General features: G+C 68.4%; 17 protein-coding genes. 6 read left to right on the forward strand and 11 right to left on the reverse strand.

The genetic code is table 11. From position 1 onward, the window contains the following. Positions 1–87: 87 nt before the first annotated feature. Complete coding sequence (locus ACX5I6_RS02745; RefSeq protein ID WP_461839391.1) at positions 88–1,983, reverse strand: DEAD/DEAH box helicase; 1,896 nt, start codon at positions 1,981–1,983, stop codon at positions 88–90. A gap of 316 nt (positions 1,984–2,299) precedes the next feature. Between ACX5I6_RS02745 and ACX5I6_RS02750 the strand changes: the two genes are divergently transcribed. Next, positions 2,300–3,058 (forward strand): class I SAM-dependent methyltransferase, encoded by a 759-nt coding sequence (locus ACX5I6_RS02750; protein WP_461839392.1) that lies wholly within the window; start codon positions 2,300–2,302, stop codon positions 3,056–3,058. Here the strand turns inward: ACX5I6_RS02750 and ACX5I6_RS02755 are convergent. Next, positions 2,991–4,457: an MFS transporter gene (locus ACX5I6_RS02755; protein ID WP_461839393.1), complete on the reverse strand. Its 1,467-nt coding sequence runs from the start codon at positions 4,455–4,457 to the stop codon at positions 2,991–2,993. The genes ACX5I6_RS02750 and ACX5I6_RS02755 overlap by 68 nt on opposite strands. Further along, positions 4,457–5,812 carry an MFS transporter gene (locus tag ACX5I6_RS02760; RefSeq protein ID WP_461839394.1) on the reverse strand — a complete coding sequence of 452 codons (1,356 nt, stop codon included), beginning with the start codon at positions 5,810–5,812 and terminating at the stop codon, positions 4,457–4,459. Before ACX5I6_RS02760 ends, ACX5I6_RS02755 begins: the two co-directional genes overlap by 1 nt. A 144-nt stretch (positions 5,813–5,956) precedes the next feature. On the opposite strand from ACX5I6_RS02760, the gene trmB reads away from it, so the two are divergent. Beyond that, positions 5,957–6,880, forward strand: coding sequence for a tRNA (guanosine(46)-N7)-methyltransferase TrmB (gene trmB, locus ACX5I6_RS02765; protein ID WP_461839395.1), 924 nt, complete (start codon positions 5,957–5,959; stop codon positions 6,878–6,880). Between the two features lie 44 nt (positions 6,881–6,924). Here trmB and ACX5I6_RS02770 read toward each other — a convergent pair whose 3' ends face one another. Continuing rightward, positions 6,925–7,371 carry a hypothetical protein gene (locus tag ACX5I6_RS02770; protein WP_461839396.1) on the reverse strand — a complete coding sequence of 149 codons (447 nt, stop codon included), beginning with the start codon at positions 7,369–7,371 and terminating at the stop codon, positions 6,925–6,927. Positions 7,372–7,375: 4 nt separating this feature from the next. Beyond that, complete coding sequence (locus tag ACX5I6_RS02775; RefSeq protein WP_461839397.1) at positions 7,376–8,956, reverse strand: fimbrial protein; 1,581 nt, start codon at positions 8,954–8,956, stop codon at positions 7,376–7,378. Positions 8,957–9,190: 234 nt separating this feature from the next. On the opposite strand from ACX5I6_RS02775, the gene ACX5I6_RS02780 reads away from it, so the two are divergent. Continuing rightward, positions 9,191–10,027 carry a DUF1206 domain-containing protein gene (locus ACX5I6_RS02780; protein WP_285247890.1) on the forward strand — a complete coding sequence of 279 codons (837 nt, stop codon included), beginning with the start codon at positions 9,191–9,193 and terminating at the stop codon, positions 10,025–10,027. A 29-nt stretch (positions 10,028–10,056) separates the two neighbouring features. Further along, the gene (locus ACX5I6_RS02785; RefSeq protein ID WP_461839398.1) at positions 10,057–10,560 is read left to right on the forward strand and encodes an SRPBCC family protein; all 504 of its coding nucleotides are present in this window, start codon (positions 10,057–10,059) and stop codon (positions 10,558–10,560) included. On the opposite strand, the gene ACX5I6_RS02790 is transcribed toward ACX5I6_RS02785, so the two are convergent. After that, complete coding sequence (locus ACX5I6_RS02790; RefSeq protein WP_461839399.1) at positions 10,547–11,203, reverse strand: anti-sigma factor family protein; 657 nt, start codon at positions 11,201–11,203, stop codon at positions 10,547–10,549. The genes ACX5I6_RS02785 and ACX5I6_RS02790 overlap by 14 nt on opposite strands. Then, positions 11,200–11,700 (reverse strand): sigma-70 family RNA polymerase sigma factor, encoded by a 501-nt coding sequence (locus ACX5I6_RS02795; RefSeq protein ID WP_461839400.1) that lies wholly within the window; start codon positions 11,698–11,700, stop codon positions 11,200–11,202. Before ACX5I6_RS02795 ends, ACX5I6_RS02790 begins: the two co-directional genes overlap by 4 nt. A gap of 191 nt (positions 11,701–11,891) precedes the next feature. Here ACX5I6_RS02795 and ACX5I6_RS02800 point away from each other — a divergent pair, with 191 nt between their 5' ends. Beyond that, positions 11,892–12,440: a COG4315 family predicted lipoprotein gene (locus ACX5I6_RS02800; protein ID WP_461839401.1), complete on the forward strand. Its 549-nt coding sequence runs from the start codon at positions 11,892–11,894 to the stop codon at positions 12,438–12,440. Between the two features lie 23 nt (positions 12,441–12,463). Here ACX5I6_RS02800 and ACX5I6_RS02805 read toward each other — a convergent pair whose 3' ends face one another. The 4 genes from ACX5I6_RS02805 to ACX5I6_RS02820 form a co-directional block, all read right to left on the reverse strand. After that, on the reverse strand, positions 12,464–13,222 hold the full coding sequence (locus ACX5I6_RS02805) for a hypothetical protein (RefSeq protein WP_461839402.1): 759 nt from the start codon (positions 13,220–13,222) through the stop codon (positions 12,464–12,466). Then, a complete protein-coding gene (locus ACX5I6_RS02810; RefSeq protein WP_461839403.1) occupies positions 13,215–13,793 on the reverse strand; it encodes an RNA polymerase sigma factor in 579 nt (192 codons plus the stop codon). The genes ACX5I6_RS02805 and ACX5I6_RS02810 overlap by 8 nt, the downstream gene beginning before the upstream one ends. A 167-nt stretch (positions 13,794–13,960) precedes the next feature. Beyond that, positions 13,961–14,653 carry a protein tyrosine phosphatase gene (locus ACX5I6_RS02815; RefSeq protein ID WP_461839404.1) on the reverse strand — a complete coding sequence of 231 codons (693 nt, stop codon included), beginning with the start codon at positions 14,651–14,653 and terminating at the stop codon, positions 13,961–13,963. A gap of 160 nt (positions 14,654–14,813) precedes the next feature. Beyond that, positions 14,814–15,659, reverse strand: coding sequence for a DMP19 family protein (locus ACX5I6_RS02820; RefSeq protein WP_461839405.1), 846 nt, complete (start codon positions 15,657–15,659; stop codon positions 14,814–14,816). A 220-nt stretch (positions 15,660–15,879) separates the two neighbouring features. Between ACX5I6_RS02820 and ACX5I6_RS02825 the strand changes: the two genes are divergently transcribed. Continuing rightward, a complete protein-coding gene (locus ACX5I6_RS02825; protein ID WP_461841658.1) occupies positions 15,880–19,347 on the forward strand; it encodes a DEAD/DEAH box helicase in 3,468 nt (1,155 codons plus the stop codon). Positions 19,348–19,393 lie beyond the last annotated feature (46 nt).

The following is a 19,393-nucleotide window of genomic DNA, read 5'->3' on the forward strand; positions in this document are numbered from 1 at the left end:
CCAGGCGGCGATTCGGGTTAAACACAGCGGTGGTTGAGCCTGTCGGAACCGACAAGCTCAACCACCGCTGGACTTTAAGGAGCGCTTCTAGCGGCCGCGGCGCTCGTTCGACGCCGGAGCCGACGCGCGGCGGGGGCCGCTGCGGGCGGGACGGCCCGAGCCGCCGTTGCTACCGCTGCCGGAGCCGTAGGAGCCGCCTGAGGTTCCGCCGGTGTTGGAGGACCAGACGGCCTTGCTGCCGCCGGCGCCTGAAGAACGCTGGCCGGACGAACCTGCCGCTGCACGCTGGCCGGTTGCCGGGCGCCCGCTGCGCTGGCCCCCGCCGGACGCCGGGCGTCCGCCTGAGGCCGGGCGGCCGGAGCCGCCGCGCGGGGCATCACTGCGGGTGATCCGGGAATCCCCGCGGCCCTCCGCTGCACGGCCGTCGGAACCGCGGCCGGCCGATGAGCGGCCACCTGCTGCGGGAACGTCGTTGCGGTGGGTTGAGGCGGTGCCCCGGCCGCGGGCATTGCGGCGGGCAGCCGCAGCTGCCACAGCGCGGTCCTCGTTCTGCTCTGCGTTCCGGTCGAAGGCGGCGCGGGCTTCGGTCCGGCCTTCGAAGGCTGCGGCACGGCGCTCAGCACGGGGAGCATCACTGCGGGCCGGCTCGGCCGTAACCTTGCCGCGTCCGCCGCGGCCACCACGGCCACCGGCGCTCGGCGCAGCCTGGCGGCGTGCACGCTTGCGCTCGGCGTTGGCACCGGTGGAGGTGCCGGCACCCTGCTTGGGGGCCTTGGCCGCCAGCAGTGCGGCGCGGGTGCGGGGATCGACCTTTTCGGCAATGTCGCCCACGAGTTCCGCCACGATCGGCGAGCTGGCGGTGACGCGTTCAAAGCTGACGTCAACGCCGGCGGCCTTCATGAGCTTCTTCACGTCGGACTGCTGCTCCGGCAGGGTCAGCGTGACCACGGTGCCGTCGGAACCGGCGCGCGCGGTGCGGCCGGAACGGTGCAGGTACGCCTTGTGCTCGGTGGGCGGATCCACGTGGATGACCAGTTCGACGTCGTCGACGTGCACACCGCGGGCGGCAACGTCGGTGGCGACCAGGACGCGGACGTCGCCGTTGGAGAACTCGGCGAGGTTGCGGTCACGGGCGTTCTGCGACAGGTTGCCGTGCAGGTCCACGGCGGGGATCCCGGCGTCGGTAAGGGTCTTGGCCAGCTTGCGGGCGTGGTGCTTGGTCCGCATGAAGAGGACCCGGCGGCCGGCGCCGGAGGCAAGCTCCACGATCAGCTGCTTCTTGACGGTCTGGTCGTTGACCACCAGCACGTGGTGTTCCATGGTGGTCACGGCCGCCTGGGGGTCGTCCACCGAGTGGGTGAGCGGGTTGGACAGGTAGCGCTGGACGATCTTGTCCACGCCGTTGTCCAGGGTGGCCGAGAACAGCAGGCGCTGGCCCTGGCTGGGGGTCATGTCCATGAGCTTCTTGACCACGGGCAGGAAGCCGAGGTCTGCCATGTGGTCGGCCTCGTCCAGGACCGTGATCTCCACGCCTTCGAGGGTGAGGATGCGCTGGCGGATCAGGTCCTCCAGGCGGCCGGGGCAGGCGATGACGATGTCGACGCCGGCGCGCAGCGCCTTCTCCTGCCGGGCCTGGGAGATGCCGCCGTAGATCACGGTGGTGTTCAAACCGGCGGCCTTGGCCAGCGGCTCGATGGTGGCGTTGATCTGGGTGGCCAGTTCACGGGTGGGTGCCAGGACCAGGCCCATGGGGCGGCCGGGCTTGCGGAAGTACTTGGCTTCCCGCTCAGCGAGTCTTGCTACAAGCGGGATAGCGAAAGCAATGGTTTTACCGGATCCGGTCCGGCCACGGCCAAGGACGTCACGGCCGGACAAGGTGTCCGGGAGGGTCTTCACCTGGATGGGGAACGGTTCAACGATTCCCTGCGCGGTGAGGGTGTCTGCAAGGGCCTTGGGAGTACCGAGGGCAGCAAAAGTAGTCATGTAGTTTTTTACGGTCTTTCTGGCGGTATCCGGGCGGATATCGGCCCCCGGCGCCGGTTGGCCCAGGGGTTTCGCCGAAGAAAAGTCAGGTGATCAACCGGGCGCTGCACATAGGGACAGCCGGCCGGGACCAAATGGAACGCGTTCATCGACGCAGGATGTGCCTCTCACATGAAGAAAGCCCACTCCCTGGAAGGAACTCCAGATCCGGAGCAGGCGGCATCACTGCACATCAAGTTCCTCCAGTCTAGCATCCCGCCGCCGGTCGGCCGTCCGCGTCGTTGCAAACGGGGTCATGGCGGGGCAGTGTTGGAGCATGAGCGAACACCCGGGGCAGGGCCAGGATACGCACCAGGAGGAAGCGCACCGGCAGCACGCGCACGACGCCGGCGGGGCGCCGGAAGAGGGCGGCGCCGGCGTCGACCCCGGGGCGGTTTGGGATGAGCGGTACCGGAGCAAAGCCCGGCTCTGGAGCGGAAAGCCGAACCCCCAACTGGTCCATGAGGCCGGCGGCCTGCGCCCCGGCAAGGCACTGGAACTGGGGTGCGGCGAGGGCGCCGACGCCATCTGGCTTGCCCGGCGAGGCTGGTCCGTCACCGCCGTCGACGTTTCCGCCGTGGCGCTGGAACGGGCCCACTCGCACGAACTGGCCGAGCTGGCACGCGAAAGCGTGAACGCATCCAGCGGAGACATCCGCAGCCGGATCACGTGGCAGCAAGCGGACCTCACGAAGTGGCAGCCCGAGGGTTCCTACGACCTCGTGACCTCACAGTTCCTCCACTCCCGGGAACTCGACTGGCGGGTCCCGCTGCGCGCAGCCGCCTCTGCCGTCAAGCCCGGCGGGACCCTGCTGGTGGTGGGCCACCACCCGGACCGGCTGCCGCCATGGGGCAACGACCACCACCAGCACCTGGACATGTTCTACACCGAAGACCAGCTGGTCCATGAACTGGCCCTGGACGGCCCCGGCTGGCAGCTGGAAGTCCTCACCAGCCGGGCGCGCCCTGTCACCGGGCCGGACGGGCAGGAGGCGACCATTGCCGACGTCGTCCTGCGCGCCACCCGCCTTCCCTAGCCCCCGCACCCTTGCCGATGACCCGCGGTGCCACCAGCACCGCGGCCAGCCCGAGGGCCGCCGTGAAGGCGAAGACGCCGGCAAAGGACTGGACCGTCGTCGTAAAGGCCGCGAAGACTATTCCGGTGGCGGCGAGCGAAAGAGCCCCGCCCAGCGAGTCGGCGATTGACATGGCGGAGCTGTTGAAGCCCTCGTTGTCCTTGCTGGACAGTGCCAGTGTCATCACGCTCAGCCGGGGGTAGAGCAGGCCCATCCCGCCGCCGGCCAGCACCCACCCGGCGATGGCGACGGCGGCCGGCCAGTGCAGCCCCGCCGTGGCCAGGGCCAGGAGGATGGCAGCGAGCACCATCAACGAGCCCACCCGCACAGCCCTCCGGTCCTCCAGCCGCGGGCCCATGCGGCCCTGGACCGCCGCGGCACCGGCCCACGCCAGCGCCCCGCCGGTGAGGGTGACGCCCGCCAAGGTGGGCGGGAAGCCGAACTGGTCGATCAGCAGGTAGGGAAGGTAGACCTCCGCCCCGAAGAAGGCCGCCGAGGCGAGGCCGCGGGACAGGATCACGCTGGGCAGGCCCCGCCGTGCCCTAAGGGTCCCGGCGGGCACCAGCGGCCGGACTGCTGCCAGGGCAAGGACGACGGCGGCAATGGCCAGGAGTGCCTTGGCGGGCGGGAAGGCGGGGATGCTGAGGCCGGCGGAGAGGTTGAGCCCCAGGACGGCAAGGGCGGCCAGCGCCGCCCAGCCGAGCCGGGCCGGGGCCCACGGCGGGAGGGTTCCTTCCGGTCCGCCGGTTGGTTCCGGCGGGTCCAGTCCGCGCAGCACCGGCACGATCATTGCGAGCGCCGGAATGACCAACCCCACGACGCCCAGGAACACCCAATGCCAGCTGAAGACCTGCGCCACCACACCGGCCGCGAAGGGCCCCACGAGTGAGGGCACCACCCAGGCGGCGGAAAACGCCGCGAAAATCCGGGGATGCAGGGCGCCCGGGTAGAACCGCGCCACCTGGACGTAAAGGGCCACGGTGAGGGCGCCCCCGCCGAAGCCCTGGACCAGGCGGCCGGAGACCAGCATGGGCATGGAAACCGAGGTGCCCGCAACCAGCAGGCCGGCCACGAACAGCGCCACGGAGGCATACAGCGGCAGGGCTGGCCCCCGCCTGTCCGACCAGTTGCCGGCGCCCACCATGCCGATGACACCGGTGGCCAGCGGCCCTGCGAAGGCCAGCGCATAGAGGTTTCCGCCGTTCAGTTCCCGGCTCACCAGCGGCATGATGGTGGTTACGGCGAGGGATTCGAAGGCGGCCAGGAACACGAGGGCGCAGGTGCCCACCGTCACCCAGAAATACGGTGGCCGGAAGATCCCAGTGGCATGGTGGAGGGCCGGAAGCGTGGGGTCCTGCATTACGGTTCCTCGCCCACATACCGGTTCCGGCCGGAGCGGTAGCCGAAGACGGCCGCGAGCAGCCCGACCACCGTGAACAGGACGCCGGCGGGAACGAAGGACCCGGTGGCCTGGTGCAGTTGCCCCACCAGGAGCGTTCCGATGGAACCCACCCCGTAGCCAACGCCCTGCATCATGCCCGACAGGTGCGCGGCGGTGTGCCCGTCCCGGGTACGGAGCATGATCAGGGTCAGCGCACAGGCCGTCAGGCTTCCCTGGCCCAAGCCCAGCAGCCCCGCCCAGACCCAGACCAGGTCCAGCGGGCCCACGATGCTCAACACGAACCCGCTCCCGGTCATCAACGCCACCACGGTATTGATGGCCCGCTGGTCGCTGAACTTCGCGGCCAAGGCAGGGGCAAACAGGGACCCCAGCATCTGCAGCACGATGCACACGGCAACGATCAGCCCCGCGGTGGCCCCGTCAACGCCCCTTTCCCGGAGAATGGGCGCCAGCCACGCAAAACCGCTGAACGACATCATGGCCTGCAACACCATGAAGATGGTCACCTGCCACGCCACCGGCGACCGCCACACGTTCACCCCGTCCCTGACCGCCTGGTGCCGGACCGTCCCCTGCCGCACGGCAACAGGCAGGAACAACAGGAGCACGACGGCGGCCGGCACCGCCCAGACCCACAGCGCCCTGGTCCACTCCCCCGTCGCCGTGTACACCGGGTACGTGAACCCGGCGCCCAGTGCCGCGGACGCGCAGATGGCGGTGGTGTACAGGCCGCCCATGAGGCCCAGGCGGTGCGGGAAGTCCCGCTTCACCAGGCCCGGCAGGAGCACGTTGCACAACGCGATCGCCGCGCCGCACGCCGCCGTGCCGGCCAGGAGCGCAGGCAAATGCCCGGCCCCACCCATCGCCGCCCCGGCATCCACAGGCCGCACCAACAAGCCCGCCGTCAACAAAGCCATGGCCCCCAGCAGCACCCGCTCAGCACCAAACCGGCGGGCCAAAACCGGGGCCACCGGGGCAAAGACACCAAGCAACGTCACCGGAACCGTGGTCAGCACCACCACGGACCAGCCAGGCAGCCCCGCCTGCGCGGTCACCTCCGGCAACACAGCAGACAGGCTGGAGAAGACACTCCGCAGGTTCAAGCCGATCAGCACCAGGCACACACCCAGGTAAGCCAAGGCACGCCGGCCGCCCACACGGGTGGGCCCGGGCGCGGGAAGCTCGTCAACCTCCGCGTCCACCAAAGTACCCAGGTCCACCAGGCTGCTGCCCGTCCTGGGACGTCCCTGGCTTTCTTCGGAGACAGCACCTCGCCGTTGCTTCCTTGCTTCGGCATTCTTTGCGTCCGTCATCCGCCCATTCTTGCAGGAGCGCCCTGCGGTGGGAGTTATCCACATACGGCCGGGGCACCGCGGAGGCGGTTGCCGTCGAAGGCCGCCGGGCTGCCCGAATGATGCCCTGACCGCCGTTCTCTTCGCGGCGCTATTCTGGAAGGGATGAGCGAATCCCCTGAAAACCCCCAGCAGCCGCATGTCCCCAGGCCCGTCACGCCCGGAACCCAAGCCTCCTTCGGTACCTACGGCGGCCGGCCGGTCAGCTTCGTGCGCCGCGGCACCCGGTTGCAGGGCCGCCGCCAGGCCGCCTGGGCCGAGCACGCGGAGCGGTGGGCCGTGGACGTTCCCCGGCACGTGGCCAACACCTCGGTCCACCCCGACTACACCTTCGACGCAACAGCCGAGTTTGGCCGCGAGGCCCCGCTGGTCGTCGAGATCGGGTCCGGACTGGGCGATGCCATCTGCCACGCGGCAGAACAGAACCCGGACACGAATTTCCTGGCCGTGGAGGTCTACACGCCCGGGCTCGCCAACACCATCATCAAGATCAACAGCCGGGGCCTGACCAACGTCCGCGTGGTGGAGGCCAACGCCCCGGAGGTACTGGCCACCATGCTTCCCGCCGGCTCCGTCAGCGAACTGTGGGTCTTCTTCCCGGATCCGTGGCACAAGTCGCGGCACCACAAGCGCCGCCTCATCCAGCCCGAGTTCGCCGGCCTGGCGGCAAAGGCATTGAACCCCGGCGGCCTGTTCCGGATCGCCACCGACTGGTCCAACTACGCCATCCACGTCCGGAACGTCATGGCCGGCTCGGCGGACTTCGAAAACCTGCACACCGGCGAGCGCCGCGGACCTGAAAGCCCGCTGACCCAGGTGTGGCAGTCCGGCGTCGAATCAGTGGTGGGCGGTGCACCGGTCAGGGAGGGACGGGCGCCCGTAAGCACCGGGCACACCGGTCCCAACGAAGGCGTGGACGAAACCGGCGGCTGGGCGCCACGGTTCGAAGGCAGGATCCGGACCAGCTTCGAGGCGAAGGCTCACGACGCCGGCCGGCTGATCTTCGATCTCTGCTACCGCCGCCGCTGACACGCTGAACGGCAGGGCCCGCCCGGCTGCTGCGGCGCGGGCGGTTATCCCACGTTGATCGCGGCCACGATCTCCTTGAGCATGTCCAGCCGGGGCTCCGCCTCAGCGTTCAGGTACGGCCAGATCACCACGACGCCGATGAACCGGCCGCTCTCCCACACGCCTACCGTGGCTGCCACCTTGGGCGCCCCTTCGGCGTCGTCATAACCGACCACCACGCCATACGCGGACTTGCCGGGGAGGTTCAGTTCGCCCTCGGCCAGCAGGGTGCCGCCACGCTCCTCACGGTAGAAATCCGACATCAGGTGGGCCCAGCCGTTGGCCTGCGGTGCATCCTGCACGGAGGTGTCGTCCTTGATCACGGTGACCAGGACGCCGCCCAGCAGGCCGTACTGCTCGCTGTTGGGCCCGGCGGTGGAGTCGTCCAGGACCTGGGTGTGCTCGGGGAAGTCTGCGGTGAAGCCCAGCGGGGATTCGATGTGCACTGACATGGTTTCAGAGCCTCTCGAGCTTGGTGTCGTTGGGGACTTTATAGTACGTGGAGACGTTGGTGGTGGCCTGGTTCTCGGTCTTCACTTCCACCTCGCCGAGCTTCACGTCGAACCCCGCCTCGTTGGTGGCGGTGACCACGGAGTTCACCTGGACGGTGGCGGAGCCGGCCTCGTACAACCTGGCGGCGTCCCGGGCTGCACCGGCCTCATTGCCGAGGGCAACGTTGCGCAGGTAGCTGTCGATGACGGGCCGGTTTTCCGGGGAGTAATCCACGTTGATCTTGACCGTTCCCTGGGTACCCGCGGTCACGGTCGAGTCGAACTTGGCGGCTTTCGCGTCCACGCCTTCGGTGACGCCCTGGGCCACGGTCCCGTCCATGGAAACGGATACCGAATCGATGTTGTTGCCCTTGTCCATGTTGACCTGCAGTCCGCCCTTGCCTGAGGCCTCGAAGACACGGCCGTCCAGATTGAGCTTGCCCTGCGCCGAGACTTCGCCGCTGGCGGTTGACGTCCCGTCCGTGAGGTTGCGCTCGTACGCGAGGTCGAGCTTTGCCGAGCCGGACGCCGGGCCGGATTCGCCCTTGGCCTCCAGCGAGAAAGTTCCCTTGGCCTTGTCCGTCTGTCCGGTGGATCCGTTGTCGTGGGCGGCATTGTTGATGGTGTCCAGGATGTAGCCGGGCGGGTTGCCGGCCACGTCCTTGATGTCACCGATGCTGTCCGGCGGCAGGTCCTTGTACATCTGTTCACGGGCCGCCATGGCTTCTTCCACGCTGCCGAACTTGTACTCACGGGATACTTCCCCGGTCAGGGTGGCGCCCGCTGTGCCAGAGGTGTCGTTCACGCCCAGGCCCATGTTTCCGTACACCTTCATGGTGGCGGAACCGTCGGCGTTCTCCACCACTTCCGTGCCCACTTCGGCGCCGCCGTGGACCCAGGCCACCCTGGCCTCGATGGACGCCTTGCCCGTCTCGGAGTAGATGGGAATGTCAGCCTTGGCAAGCTCCTGCAGGTGCTGCTTGGCCAGTTGCTGCGCGGCGGCCGGGATGCCGCCGTCCATGCGCATCAGGTCCTCGGCGAAGGGCCCGTCGCTGCCTTCGCCCTCAATCAGGTACTTGCGGTCCGCCGCGGAGAGGCTGTCCCACCACTTGGCCCGCTCTTCCGGGCTGGCGTTGACCATGCGCTCCAGACCGGCTTCGAGTTCCTTGCGATGTTCGGCTGCCGCCCGGGCCGCCTCGGCCTTCTCCTTCAGCCATTCCCGGGCCTGCGCGGCCAGCGAGGTCAGCCGGTCCCACGTGCTGGTCCCGGAGCCGCCGGAACCTGCGGTGGAGGCCTTTTCCTGCTCGTCGGCCTGCCGCATCAGGATCTTTGAGTTCTCCCGCAGACTGGCCACCACCTTGTCCAGGCTGGGCCGGTGGCTTCCGCTCCACTCCTGCCGGAAGCGCTCACCGTCCCGCCCCTTCCACGGAGCGGACTGGATCTGGCTCTGCAAGGAGCCGGCCCGGCTGCTCAAAAGAGACGCCGCCTGGTCCGCTGCCTTGGCCAGAGCCCTCAACTGGCTGACGTCAGCGCCGTAAAAAGTCATGGTTTCCCCCGGAAAGTGTGCGGTGCGTGTGAATCGCTGGTCCTTATGGTTGCACAGGTGGCCGGACCCGGCGATGGGGATCCCTCCCCATCCCCGCCGTCCGGAGCCACGGTAGGCCGTACGGCGGCAGGCGGACGCTCGCGGGACCGACTGTTCCGGACCGCGCCGGCGTGGCACGATTGCCCTTGTAAGAAGGGCACGCACACCAGCGCACCACCGCGCTTGGCCAAAGGAATGACGATCAAAAAAGAATTGCAGCAGGCCGTTGACAAGGCCGAAGACGTCACGAATTCGCGTGTCCTGGAAATTCTCGCCCGGCTGGGTTTTGCGGTCAGCGGCATCCTGCACCTGCTGGTGGGGGCGATTGCCATCCGGCTCGCCGTGGGCGGTACCGGCAGCGCCGATTTCAGTGGGGCCGTGGCCGAGTTGGCCACCATGCCCGTTGGCCCTTTCCTGCTGTGGGGCAGCTTCGCCGCGTGCGCCGCCTTGTCTCTGTGGCAGACCAGCGATGCGATCTTCGATTTCAACCACCAGCCCACCAAGACAAAAGTCAAGAACAAGGCCAAGGCCGTCCTGCAGGCCATCGTCTACGCCGTGCTGGCCCTGACGCTGTGGCACTTTGTCACCGGCACCGGCTCCGGCGGCGACAACCGCAAGGCCACCAGCGATTTCACCGTTTCCATGATGGTGGCGCCCGGCGGTGTGGCCTTGCTGGTGCTGATCGGCGTGGCGGTGGCTGTCACCGGCGTGGTGTACGGCATCAGGGGACCCAAGAAGTCCTTCCAGAAGCAGCTGCGGATGCCAGCTCCCGGCCCGGCCAGGACGGCAGTCACCGCGTTGGGTGTGGCCGGCTACCTGGCGAAGGGAACGGTGCTGCTGCTCGCCGGCCTGCTGATCGTGGTGGCCACCGTGAAACAGCACCCGGAGGACTCCACGGGCCTGGACGGTGGCCTGCGTGCCCTCCGCGACCAGCCCCTGGGCCCCTACCTCCTCGCCGCGGTCGGAGCGGGCTTGATTTGCTATGGCGCGTACATGGTGATGCGCGCCCGGATGGCCAAAATGAGCAAGTAGACGGCGGTGCGGGTGGCTAGGGTTGGGGCATGCCCCAGGTACGAGCCGAACGTTTCATCCGCATCGATCCGGATACTGCCTTTGCCTTCTCCCAAACCACCGGGGCCTTCCGGCTGAAGTGGGATCCCTTCATTTCCGCGCAGGGGTTCCTGGACGGGGCCCGGGCTCCGGGAAAAGGCGTCCGGACCCGCACCCGGTCGCGGCTGGGCCTGACCATGGTCAGCCAGTATGTCTCCTTCGCGCCGCCGCGCAGCGTCGGGATGACCATGGTGTCCGGTCCGTGGTTCTTCGATAATTTCGGCGGCGGCTGGCGCTTCACCGCTGACGACGGCGGCACATGGGCTGTCTGGAAGTACACCTTTTCCTGCCGGCCCGCCGTCCTCCGGGGAGCAATGGAACGGATCGGCGGCCGGCTGCTGGGGTACGAGATCGAACGGCGGATCGAGGCCTTCGCCCGCGCCTGCGAGGATGCGGCGTTGGTGGCGGAGTTCCGGGCGATGAACGCCGGGCCGGGTAGGCCTACGGAACCGTAATCACCGCCACCGCGTGCTGGGCGCCGTCGCGCAGTTCCACACTGGAGATGCTGGCCAGCTGGATGGGCGTTGCCCCGGTGACCTTGACCTTCCCCGTGGGGGTGGCCGACCAGGCGCAGGCACGGTCCTCGCCGCCGGCACGGTCGCGGACCCACAGCGATAGTGTCCCGTCCGGGGGCAGGCTGCTGCCGCTCACCGCGAGCTCGGTCCCCCAGGCTTTGCGCGCCATGTCGATGTGGACCTGCAGCCCGTCCCCGGAAGCCACGGAGTAGGTGGCGTCCGGCTGCGGCGGCCTGACCAGCAAGGGCCCCACCGCAAGGCCCACTGCCAGGCACGCCGCTGCAACGGCGCCCGCCAAAGCCACCCAGCGCCGTCGTACGTTCCGACGCCGGCGGGACAGTTCCTCGAAAAGGCGGACGGGAACGGTGCTTCCGGCATCCTCGCTCCCACCGGGTGCCGCGGTGAGCGCCAGGGCGTCAGGGACGGGAAGGGCGTCCAGGAGCACGGGCACCTTTTCCAGCGATGCCAGCTCCTTGCGGCAGGCTATGCAGTCCTGGAGGTGGCCTTCGAAGAGGGCGACCTCCTGGGGATCGAGCCCGCCCAGGACGTAGGCGCCGAGCAGGTGGTGCGGGTTGGTGCTCACCGTTCCACCCCCATCTCGTCCAGGATGGTGCGCAGGGCCCTGAGCCCGTAATACGCGCGGGACTTGACCGTGCCGCTGGGGATGTTGAGCTGGGCTGCTGCCTCGTTGACCGTGAACCGGCGGTAGTGCAGGGCCACCAGGACCTCGCGGTGTTCCTTGCTCAGCCTCAACAACGCTTCCTCCATCAAAACCCGGTTAAGCATTTCGTCGACGCGTCCCACCACCTCGACGGGATCTGCGAGGCCGCTTCCGAGGGCCTCAGCCGGCCGGCGCTGGGTCCGGCGATAGTTGTCGATCATGACGTTCCTGGCTGTGCGGTACAGGTAGCTGCGGAAGCTGCCGTTGATGTCCGGGGCGTGCTGCCAGACGCGGAGCACGGTTTCCTGGACCACGTCCTCCGCCAGCTGCGGATCCCGGATCGCGCTGAGCACAAAGCGGCGCAGGGCGCTGCCGTGCTCGCGGTAGATCGCCTCCACCACGCCGTCATCGAGCGGCATCCCACCCTCCCGTCACCTGGCTTGTCGCCGAAACGCTCCGCTTCCGGCTGTTACGACGCCCGCGGGGCGGAAAAGGTTCAATCGGGCGCAGCGTGTGAACCATTCTTCACCAGGAGGCGTCATAGGGGTTAGCGTCCGGTGATCCGACGCCGGGCCCTACCAAGGAAAGAATCCAGCCAAGGGAGCACAACATGAAGCACCATCTCGGGCCGGGCCTCGCCATCCTGGCCCTTGCCGCAGCCCTCAGCGGCTGCGGCAGCAGCTCCGGCACCGCGCCGGCTGCCACCAGCCCGGCAACAGGCACCGCGGCTTCCGCATCCTCCGCCTCATCGGCTTCGCCCTCCGCATCATCCCCGCAGGCCGGCGCCGCCGTCGAGCTTAAGACGGCGTCCTCCTCAGTCGCGGGCAGCATTGTGGTGGACGGGAAGGGAATGAGCCTTTACTTCTTCACGAAGGACACCAAGGATTCCGGCACCAGCGCGTGCACCGGCTCCTGCGCCGTCCAGTGGCCGCCGCTGACCACCACGTCCGGGACGCCCACCGCAGAGGGGGTCACCGGCAAGCTGGGGACCATCACCGGCGCGGACGGAAAGAAGCAGGTGACGCTGAACGGCATGCCCCTGTACTACTTCGCCAAGGACACCAAACCCGGTGACACCCTAGGCCAGGGCATCGGCGGCGTATGGTTCCTGTCCGATCCGTCAGGGGCCATGGCCAAGGCGGCGGGGCAGGCCTACTGACCGGCCCCCGACTGCGGTCCGGATTACTTCAGGGGAACGTCTGTGGCTTTGCCGGGGAGCGGGACCCCGGTGGGGACGGGGACCGGCAGTTTCGGTGCCTGTTCCAGGCCCTTCCTGACATCCCCGGGGACGTCCGTGGGCAGTGACGGCTCCGGAACCCCGGCCGGCTTCGGGGCCGGGGAAGCGGACGATCCGTGGGTGGGGGTGGTGCCCGGCCGCGAGGCAGCGGACGACGACGACCCGCCGGCCGGTGCCGGAGAGGTTGCGGGTGCCGCTGGAACGGCTTCCGGGCTTGCGGCCGCGGGCCGGGTCACCGCGGGGCCAGGCGCCGGCACTTCCCCGCCCTTGCTGCCTGCGGGTGCAGCGGTGGAACCGGTCACGAAGGACGTGACTGCCTGGTTCAGCTGGCTGAACGTGTCACGGAATCCCTGGTCGGAGGCTGCGGCGACAGCGCCGCCGGCCGCGAGGGACGCGGCAACGGAGAGCGTGGTGAGCGTGATACGGCGCTTGGCCCTGCGGCGGGCGGCCAGCTCATCTGCCGGTTTGGCCGCGGGAAGCGCTGCTGTTGCCGGGGCCACGGCGGGAAGCACGGTGGTGGCTGGGGCCGCGGCGGGCGCGCCGGCCATCAGGGCGGCGATCCCGGCTGAAGGCTCCGGGGCCCCGGCTGCCAGCGAACGCAGGTCGAGCAGGGCGTCGCGGAGCTGGCCGTCGTCGTCGAGGCCTGCCTCCAGCAGGAGCTGGTCAACCACCCCGTCGTTGCGGGATCCTGCGGTGTCACTCATGATTCGCCTGGTTTCTCTTGAGCGTTTGGGCCTTAAGGTTCTGCAGGGCGCGGCGCTGGAGCTGCTTGATGGCTCCGGCGCTCTTGCCCATGATGGCGGCCACCTGTTCGATGGACAGGTCAGCCACGACGCGAAGGGCCAGGACCTCCTGGTGTTCTTCGCTGAGTCCTTCCAGCATGGCGGCGGCTCCGCCGGTCAGTTCAACGGCGTGGTCCTCCGCGGACGGGGTTGTCCGGCCGTCATGCTGGGGGTCGTAGGGTGTCAGCTGGGGGCGCCGCTCCAGCCGGCGGTAGTGGTCCACCATGCGGGCGTGGGCAATGGAAAAGATCAGCGACTTGGCGCCCTGAAGGCCGCCTGTGAGGTTGCCGATCCTGGGATAGAACGCCATGAAGACGTCCTGGGTGACGGCTTCGGGGTCATCAAGTCCGCGTGCTTTGAGGTAGCCCTGCACCGGCCCCGCGAAGGTTCTGTAGGCAGCAGCGAACAACGCGGCCGGATCCGTTCCGGCTGCGTTGTCGAATATGTCGAACTCTTCTTGGGCCAAAGTGTCTAGCACCAGCGGCTCCTCCATCCCGGGATCCGGCTCGCGCCTATCCCGGTTTCCGGTACGGACTGCCAGTTCCCGTGGTCTTCCGGCTGCCTTCTTGCGGGTTGTTCAGGGGTGCTGTCCCAGGCATGCGCACCCCGCCCGGCTGCCCGGACTGCGGCTGCAGCCGCAGTCCAGACTAGCCAACTGCCTTAGCGGACCGAAACTGAAGGGGCGTGGGCAGTGTTGCCGCCCACAGCCGGAACGGCAGGAACAGTGGTGTTGCCCTCGGCGCCCGGAACGGCAGGGACAGCCGGCACAGCAGGCACGGACGGAACCGCGGGCTTTTCGGCCTCAACCGAGGCGGAACCCTTGGCTGCAGCGGCAGCCTTGGCGGCGACGTCGGCCTTGGCCACGACGTCCGCGCAGTAGCTCTTGATGTTCGCGTCACCCTTGGCGGCGATGGACAGCGAGGAGAACGCCGTCGAGGAAGCGTTCAGTCCGCCATTGGCGAAGGCGGTGCAAAGGCCCAGGGCAGCCGGACCGGCAGCGTCAACAGCGGTCTTGGCCTCGCCGGAGGCGGTGGCGTTGGCGGAAACCTTCTCGTCACCGGCCGCAGCGGTGCCGGTTGCCTTGGCGCTGGCATCCGAGGAAGCGTCGGCGGTCTTCAGGGCGTCGGAAACGGCGGCGGTGGCGGTGGGCGCCGGGGTGGCCTGGCCGTTGGCTGCGGCGTCGGCGCCGAGCTTGGGGGCCGGTGCACCGAAGACTTCATGGGCCGTCTGCTGGGCCTGGGCGGGCAGGACGCCCGAGATGGCGGCGGCGCCGGTTCCGCCAACGGCCAGGGTTCCTGCAGCCAGGACTCCGGCGGCGACTTTGCTGGTGGCGAGCACGGTAAACACAGACATTTAACTTCTCCAAACCTAGACAACACATCGGATTGGGCCCGGCGGGCGGACCCATCACTGACTACATCGCCGTGGATGTCGCGGAGGTTACGGGTGTCTGTTTTTATTTTTCCGGCCTTCCCGGGTGGCCGCGCCGGGAACGGAGCGGCCACCGGCGCTGTTAGGCCTCCACCAGGTCTGCGTCCTCGAATTCCACGGCCGCCACGATTTCCTGGGTCTCGGGGTTGATCATGAACGCCTCGTCCTCCTCTTCCACCATGAGGAAGTCGCCGTTGTCGGTGCTGAAGTGCCACGCCAGGGTCTTCCCGCCGTCGTGAATGTAGTTGGGGTCGCCCATGGTGATCTTCGTCAGCTCGACGCCGGCAATGTCGCACAGTTCCCGGATAATCACTTCGAAGTCGGGGGCGTCCTCGAGGGCTTCGGCGTCGGCCTGGGCCCGGCGTTCGGGCAGGTCCGGGATGTGCGCAACCAGGCCCTGGATGTACGGGCCCACTTCCTCGTCGTCGAGCACCATGAGGTCTGCCTGGCGGCGCAGCCAGCCGGCGTTGAGCGACGTGATGTTCTCCTGCTCCAGCAGTTCCTCGAACTCGCCGTCCAGCTCCTCCATCCGGAGGACGGCGTCGGGAACGTCGCCGCCGTCATCGACGCTGCCGTCGAGGTAGAGTTCCGTTTCCTCCCCGGACAGCGCGTCGTAGCATTCGACGGCGCGGTTGAACAGTTCCAGGTGCGCGGTGGCGCCCATGCCCGCCATGCCTTCGCGGATGAGCGTGTCCGTCGCGGTCCGGTCGACTGCCAGGAAGGCGTACTGGGCGAAGCCGCCCTCCAGCGCCTGGGTCAGGTAGAAGTCGACGTAGTAGCTGCGGACGGCCACCGGCGACATTTCCTCGGTGCGGAGCAGGGCCGTATGCATGGCGTCGACGACGGTGACGTTGGCCTGGACCACTTCCTCATCGCTCGCTTCGATGCTGCTGCTGGTCAGGACGACGGGCTGGGGCGTGGTGATCATGGAAATCCTCGCTGCTGGGCTGGTGGTGCTCCGGACGCTTTTCACGCTACGGGGGCCAGTTCACGGCAGCATTGAGGAGGAGGTGAACGTCAAGCGAAGTTTTCGAGGCGGCCCAAGAAAGAGCGCGGAACGTGGGCCTGCTGCCGGGAGAACTAAGATGGATCAGATAACCAACCACCGGACCCGGCTCCGCCGTGGCCTGCCGAAAGTAGCGCGCACCATGCCATCCCAACCGGACGAAAGTGCGGCACTGGCAATACAGACACCCGCCATCAACGACCGCTCCCTCGCGGCCGGACTGGCGTATGCCATGGCCAGCAGGGTTTCGGGCATGTCGTTCGACGCCGGCACCGGGCTCATGCTGGGCAAGGTCCGGGGCGGCGCGGAAGTTCCGTACTCCACGACCGCCAAGCTGGTCCGCAAGGCAGGCGGCTGGAGCTGCACCGTAGGCGTCTGCAGCTGCCCCGTGCGCAAGGACTGCAAGCATGTGGCCGCCCTGCTCTTTGCGGCGGAGGACAACCCGGCCATCCGGATGCAGCTGCTGGCCCCGTCCACGGCCACGCAGGTCTCCCGCGCCCCCTCCGCGGCCCTTTCGGACTGGGAGCAGGCCCTCAGCCCGCTGATTTCCCAACCCGGAACCGCCCCTTCCACCAGCGGCGTTCCCCTGGCGCTGCAGTTCGAGGTTGAAGAGCCGCCGCCGCATTTCTCCTACACCGGCCGCCGCGACCCGGTACGCGGCGTGCGCCAGCTCAAGGTCCGGCCCGTCATCATGGGGGCCAAGGGCAAGTGGATCCGCGGGGACGTTTCCTGGAACACGCTGAGCTACCTGAACTTCCGGCGCGAATCCAACCACGCGCACGTGGAATGGATGCAGGAGTTCCTGGCCGGGCACTCGTCGTCCGCCAGCCGGATGCACAATTCTTCCGGCCTGTGGCTGGGCCTGAACTCCTATGCCGGGAAGAACCTGTGGGGCCTGCTTTCCGATGCCCGCAAGATCGGGCTGGCCCTGGTCCACTCGCGCGGCACCGAGCCGGTCCGGGTCGCGGAGGCCCCCGCCGCCGTCGGGCTTTCCCTGAGCAGGTTCGGGGCACCGGCGGATCCCGACGGGTCCGGCAGTGCGGTGTCCGACGCCGGGCTGGAGTTGTCCCCCACCATCACCGTGGCGGGGGAAGAGGTTGATCCGGCAGCGGTGGGCACCATCGGCCGGCCCGCGCACGGCCTCTTCTTCACCTCCGGTGAGGCCGCGCTGCCGGGTGTCCCGGATCCGGACGGCGCCATAACGCTGGCGCCGCTGGAGAACGGGCTGAGCGAAGAGCTCCTGGCGTTCGTCACGGCCGGCAGCACCCTTCACATTCCGGCCAAGGACGAATCGCGGTTCCTCACGGGCTTCTACCCGAAACTCAAGCAGGCCGCCCGGGTCACGGCGCGGGATGAGTCCGTGGAGCTTCCCGAGCTGGCCGTCCCCACCTTGTCCTTGCTGGCCAATTACGGGGCGGACCACCGGGTGCGGCTGCACTGGGAGTGGCACTACCGCACCGGAAAACTGGTCACGGCGCAGCCGCTGTGGCGGCACCCCGGCGATCAGGGGTACCGGGACGACACCGCCGAGTCCCGCATCCTGGAAGGGATCGGCCAGCCTTGGGACACCGTGGCCGCCCTGGGCGAGTCAGCCACCGGCGGCTGGGGCACGCCGCGCCTGGCGGCGTCGGTGGAACTCAAGGGCCTGGATACGCTGGCGTTCACCGAGGAAGTGCTGCCCGGGCTGCGGGAAGCCCCGGACGTGGACGTGGAAACCGTGGGCGAGATCGCCGACTACCGCGAAGCGGAGGAAGCTCCGGTGGTGTCCATCTCCACCAAGGCCACCGAACAGCGGGACTGGTTCGACCTCGGCATCCAGATCTCCCTGGAAGGCCAGCCCGTCTCCTTCGCGGCCGTGTTCTCCGCACTCGCCTCCGGCCAGACCAAGATGCTGCTGCCCAGCGGCGCCTACTTCTCGCTCGACCTGCCGGAACTGCACCAGCTGCGGGCACTGATCGAGGAAGCCCGTTCGCTGCAGGACAACAAGGATGCCCCGCTGCAGATCAGCCGCTTCCAGGCAGGACTCTGGGACGAGCTGGCGCAGCTGGGCATCGTGGACCAGCAGGCCGCCGCCTGGCGCTCGGCCGTGGGCGGGCTCCTGGAGGGCGGGGTGGACGGTTTGCCGCTGCCGGCGTCCCTGAACGCCGAGCTGCGCCCGTACCAGCTGGAAGGCTACAACTGGCTCAGCTTCCTGTACAAGCACGGGCTGGGAGGCGTCCTGGCCGACGATATGGGCCTGGGCAAGACCGTGCAGGCACTGGCACTGATGTGCGCCGCCAAGGACCATGGGCTTGCGTCCGGGGACCAGCCGTCCGGAGACCGGCACGACGACGGAGCTGCCGCGGGCCCTGGAACCGCGCCCGCCGCCGTCGCACCCTTCCTGGTGGTGGCGCCCACCAGCGTGGTGGGCAACTGGGCGCTCGAGGCAGCACGCTTCGCGCCCGGCCTGACCGTGCGCACGGTGGGCGAGACGTTCGGGAAGAGCGGCCAGGACGTGGCCGAGGCCTTGGGCGGGGCCGACGTCGTCATCACCTCCTATGCATTGTTCCGCATCGACTACGAGGCCTACGCCTCCCGGACCTGGGCCGGGCTGGTCCTGGACGAGGCACAGTTCGTCAAGAACCACCAGTCCAAGGCCTACCAGTGCGCCCGGAAGCTGCCGGCAGCGTTCAAGCTGGCCATCACCGGCACCCCGCTGGAGAACAACCTGATGGAGTTCTGGGCGCTGACGTCCATCGTGGCTCCCGGCCTGTTCTCCAGCCCCAAGCGCTTCGCCGAGTACTACCAGAAGCCGGTGGAAAAGAACGGCGACAAAGCTCAGCTCGAGAAGCTGCGCCGCCGGGTCCGGCCGCTGATGATGCGGCGCACCAAGGACCAGGTGATCAAGGACCTGCCGCCCAAGCAGGAACAGGTCCTGGAAGTGGTGCTCAACCCGCGGCACCAGAAGGTCTACCAGACGCATCTGCAGCGCGAACGGCAAAAGATCCTGGGGCTGATCGAGGACGTCAACAAGAACAGGTTCACCATCTTCCAGTCGCTGACGCTGCTGCGGCAGCTGAGCCTGGACGTCTCGCTGGTGGACCCTGCCTTGTCCGCCGTGCGGTCCAGCAAGCTGGATGTGCTGTTCGAGCAGTTGGAGGACCTGGTGGCCGAGGGGCACCGGGCCCTGATCTTCAGCCAGTTCACCGGGTTCCTGGGGAAGGTCCGGGAGCGGCTGGACGAGGAAGGGATCGAGTACTGCTACCTCGACGGCGGCACCCGGAACCGCGCCGACGTGGTCAGCGAATTCAAGAACGGCAGCGCGCCGGTATTCCTGATCTCGCTCAAGGCCGGCGGCTTCGGGCTCAACCTCACCGAGGCGGACTATGTCTTCCTGCTGGACCCGTGGTGGAACCCTGCCTCGGAGGCGCAGGCCGTGGACCGGACGCACCGGATCGGGCAGGCGCGGAACGTGATGGTGTACCGGCTGGTGGCCAAGGACACCATCGAAGAGAAAGTCATGGCCCTGAAGACCCGGAAGTCCCAGTTGTTTGCGGACGTGATGGAGGGCGATGCCCTGGCCGGCGGCGCCATCACGGCGGAGGACCTGGCGGGGTTGTTCAAGGAGTAGCGCCCGGTTTCGCGACGCATATGATGGACTCCACCGCAAAACTACA

The sequence above is a fragment of the Arthrobacter sp. MMS24-T111 genome (genome assembly GCF_054888995.1).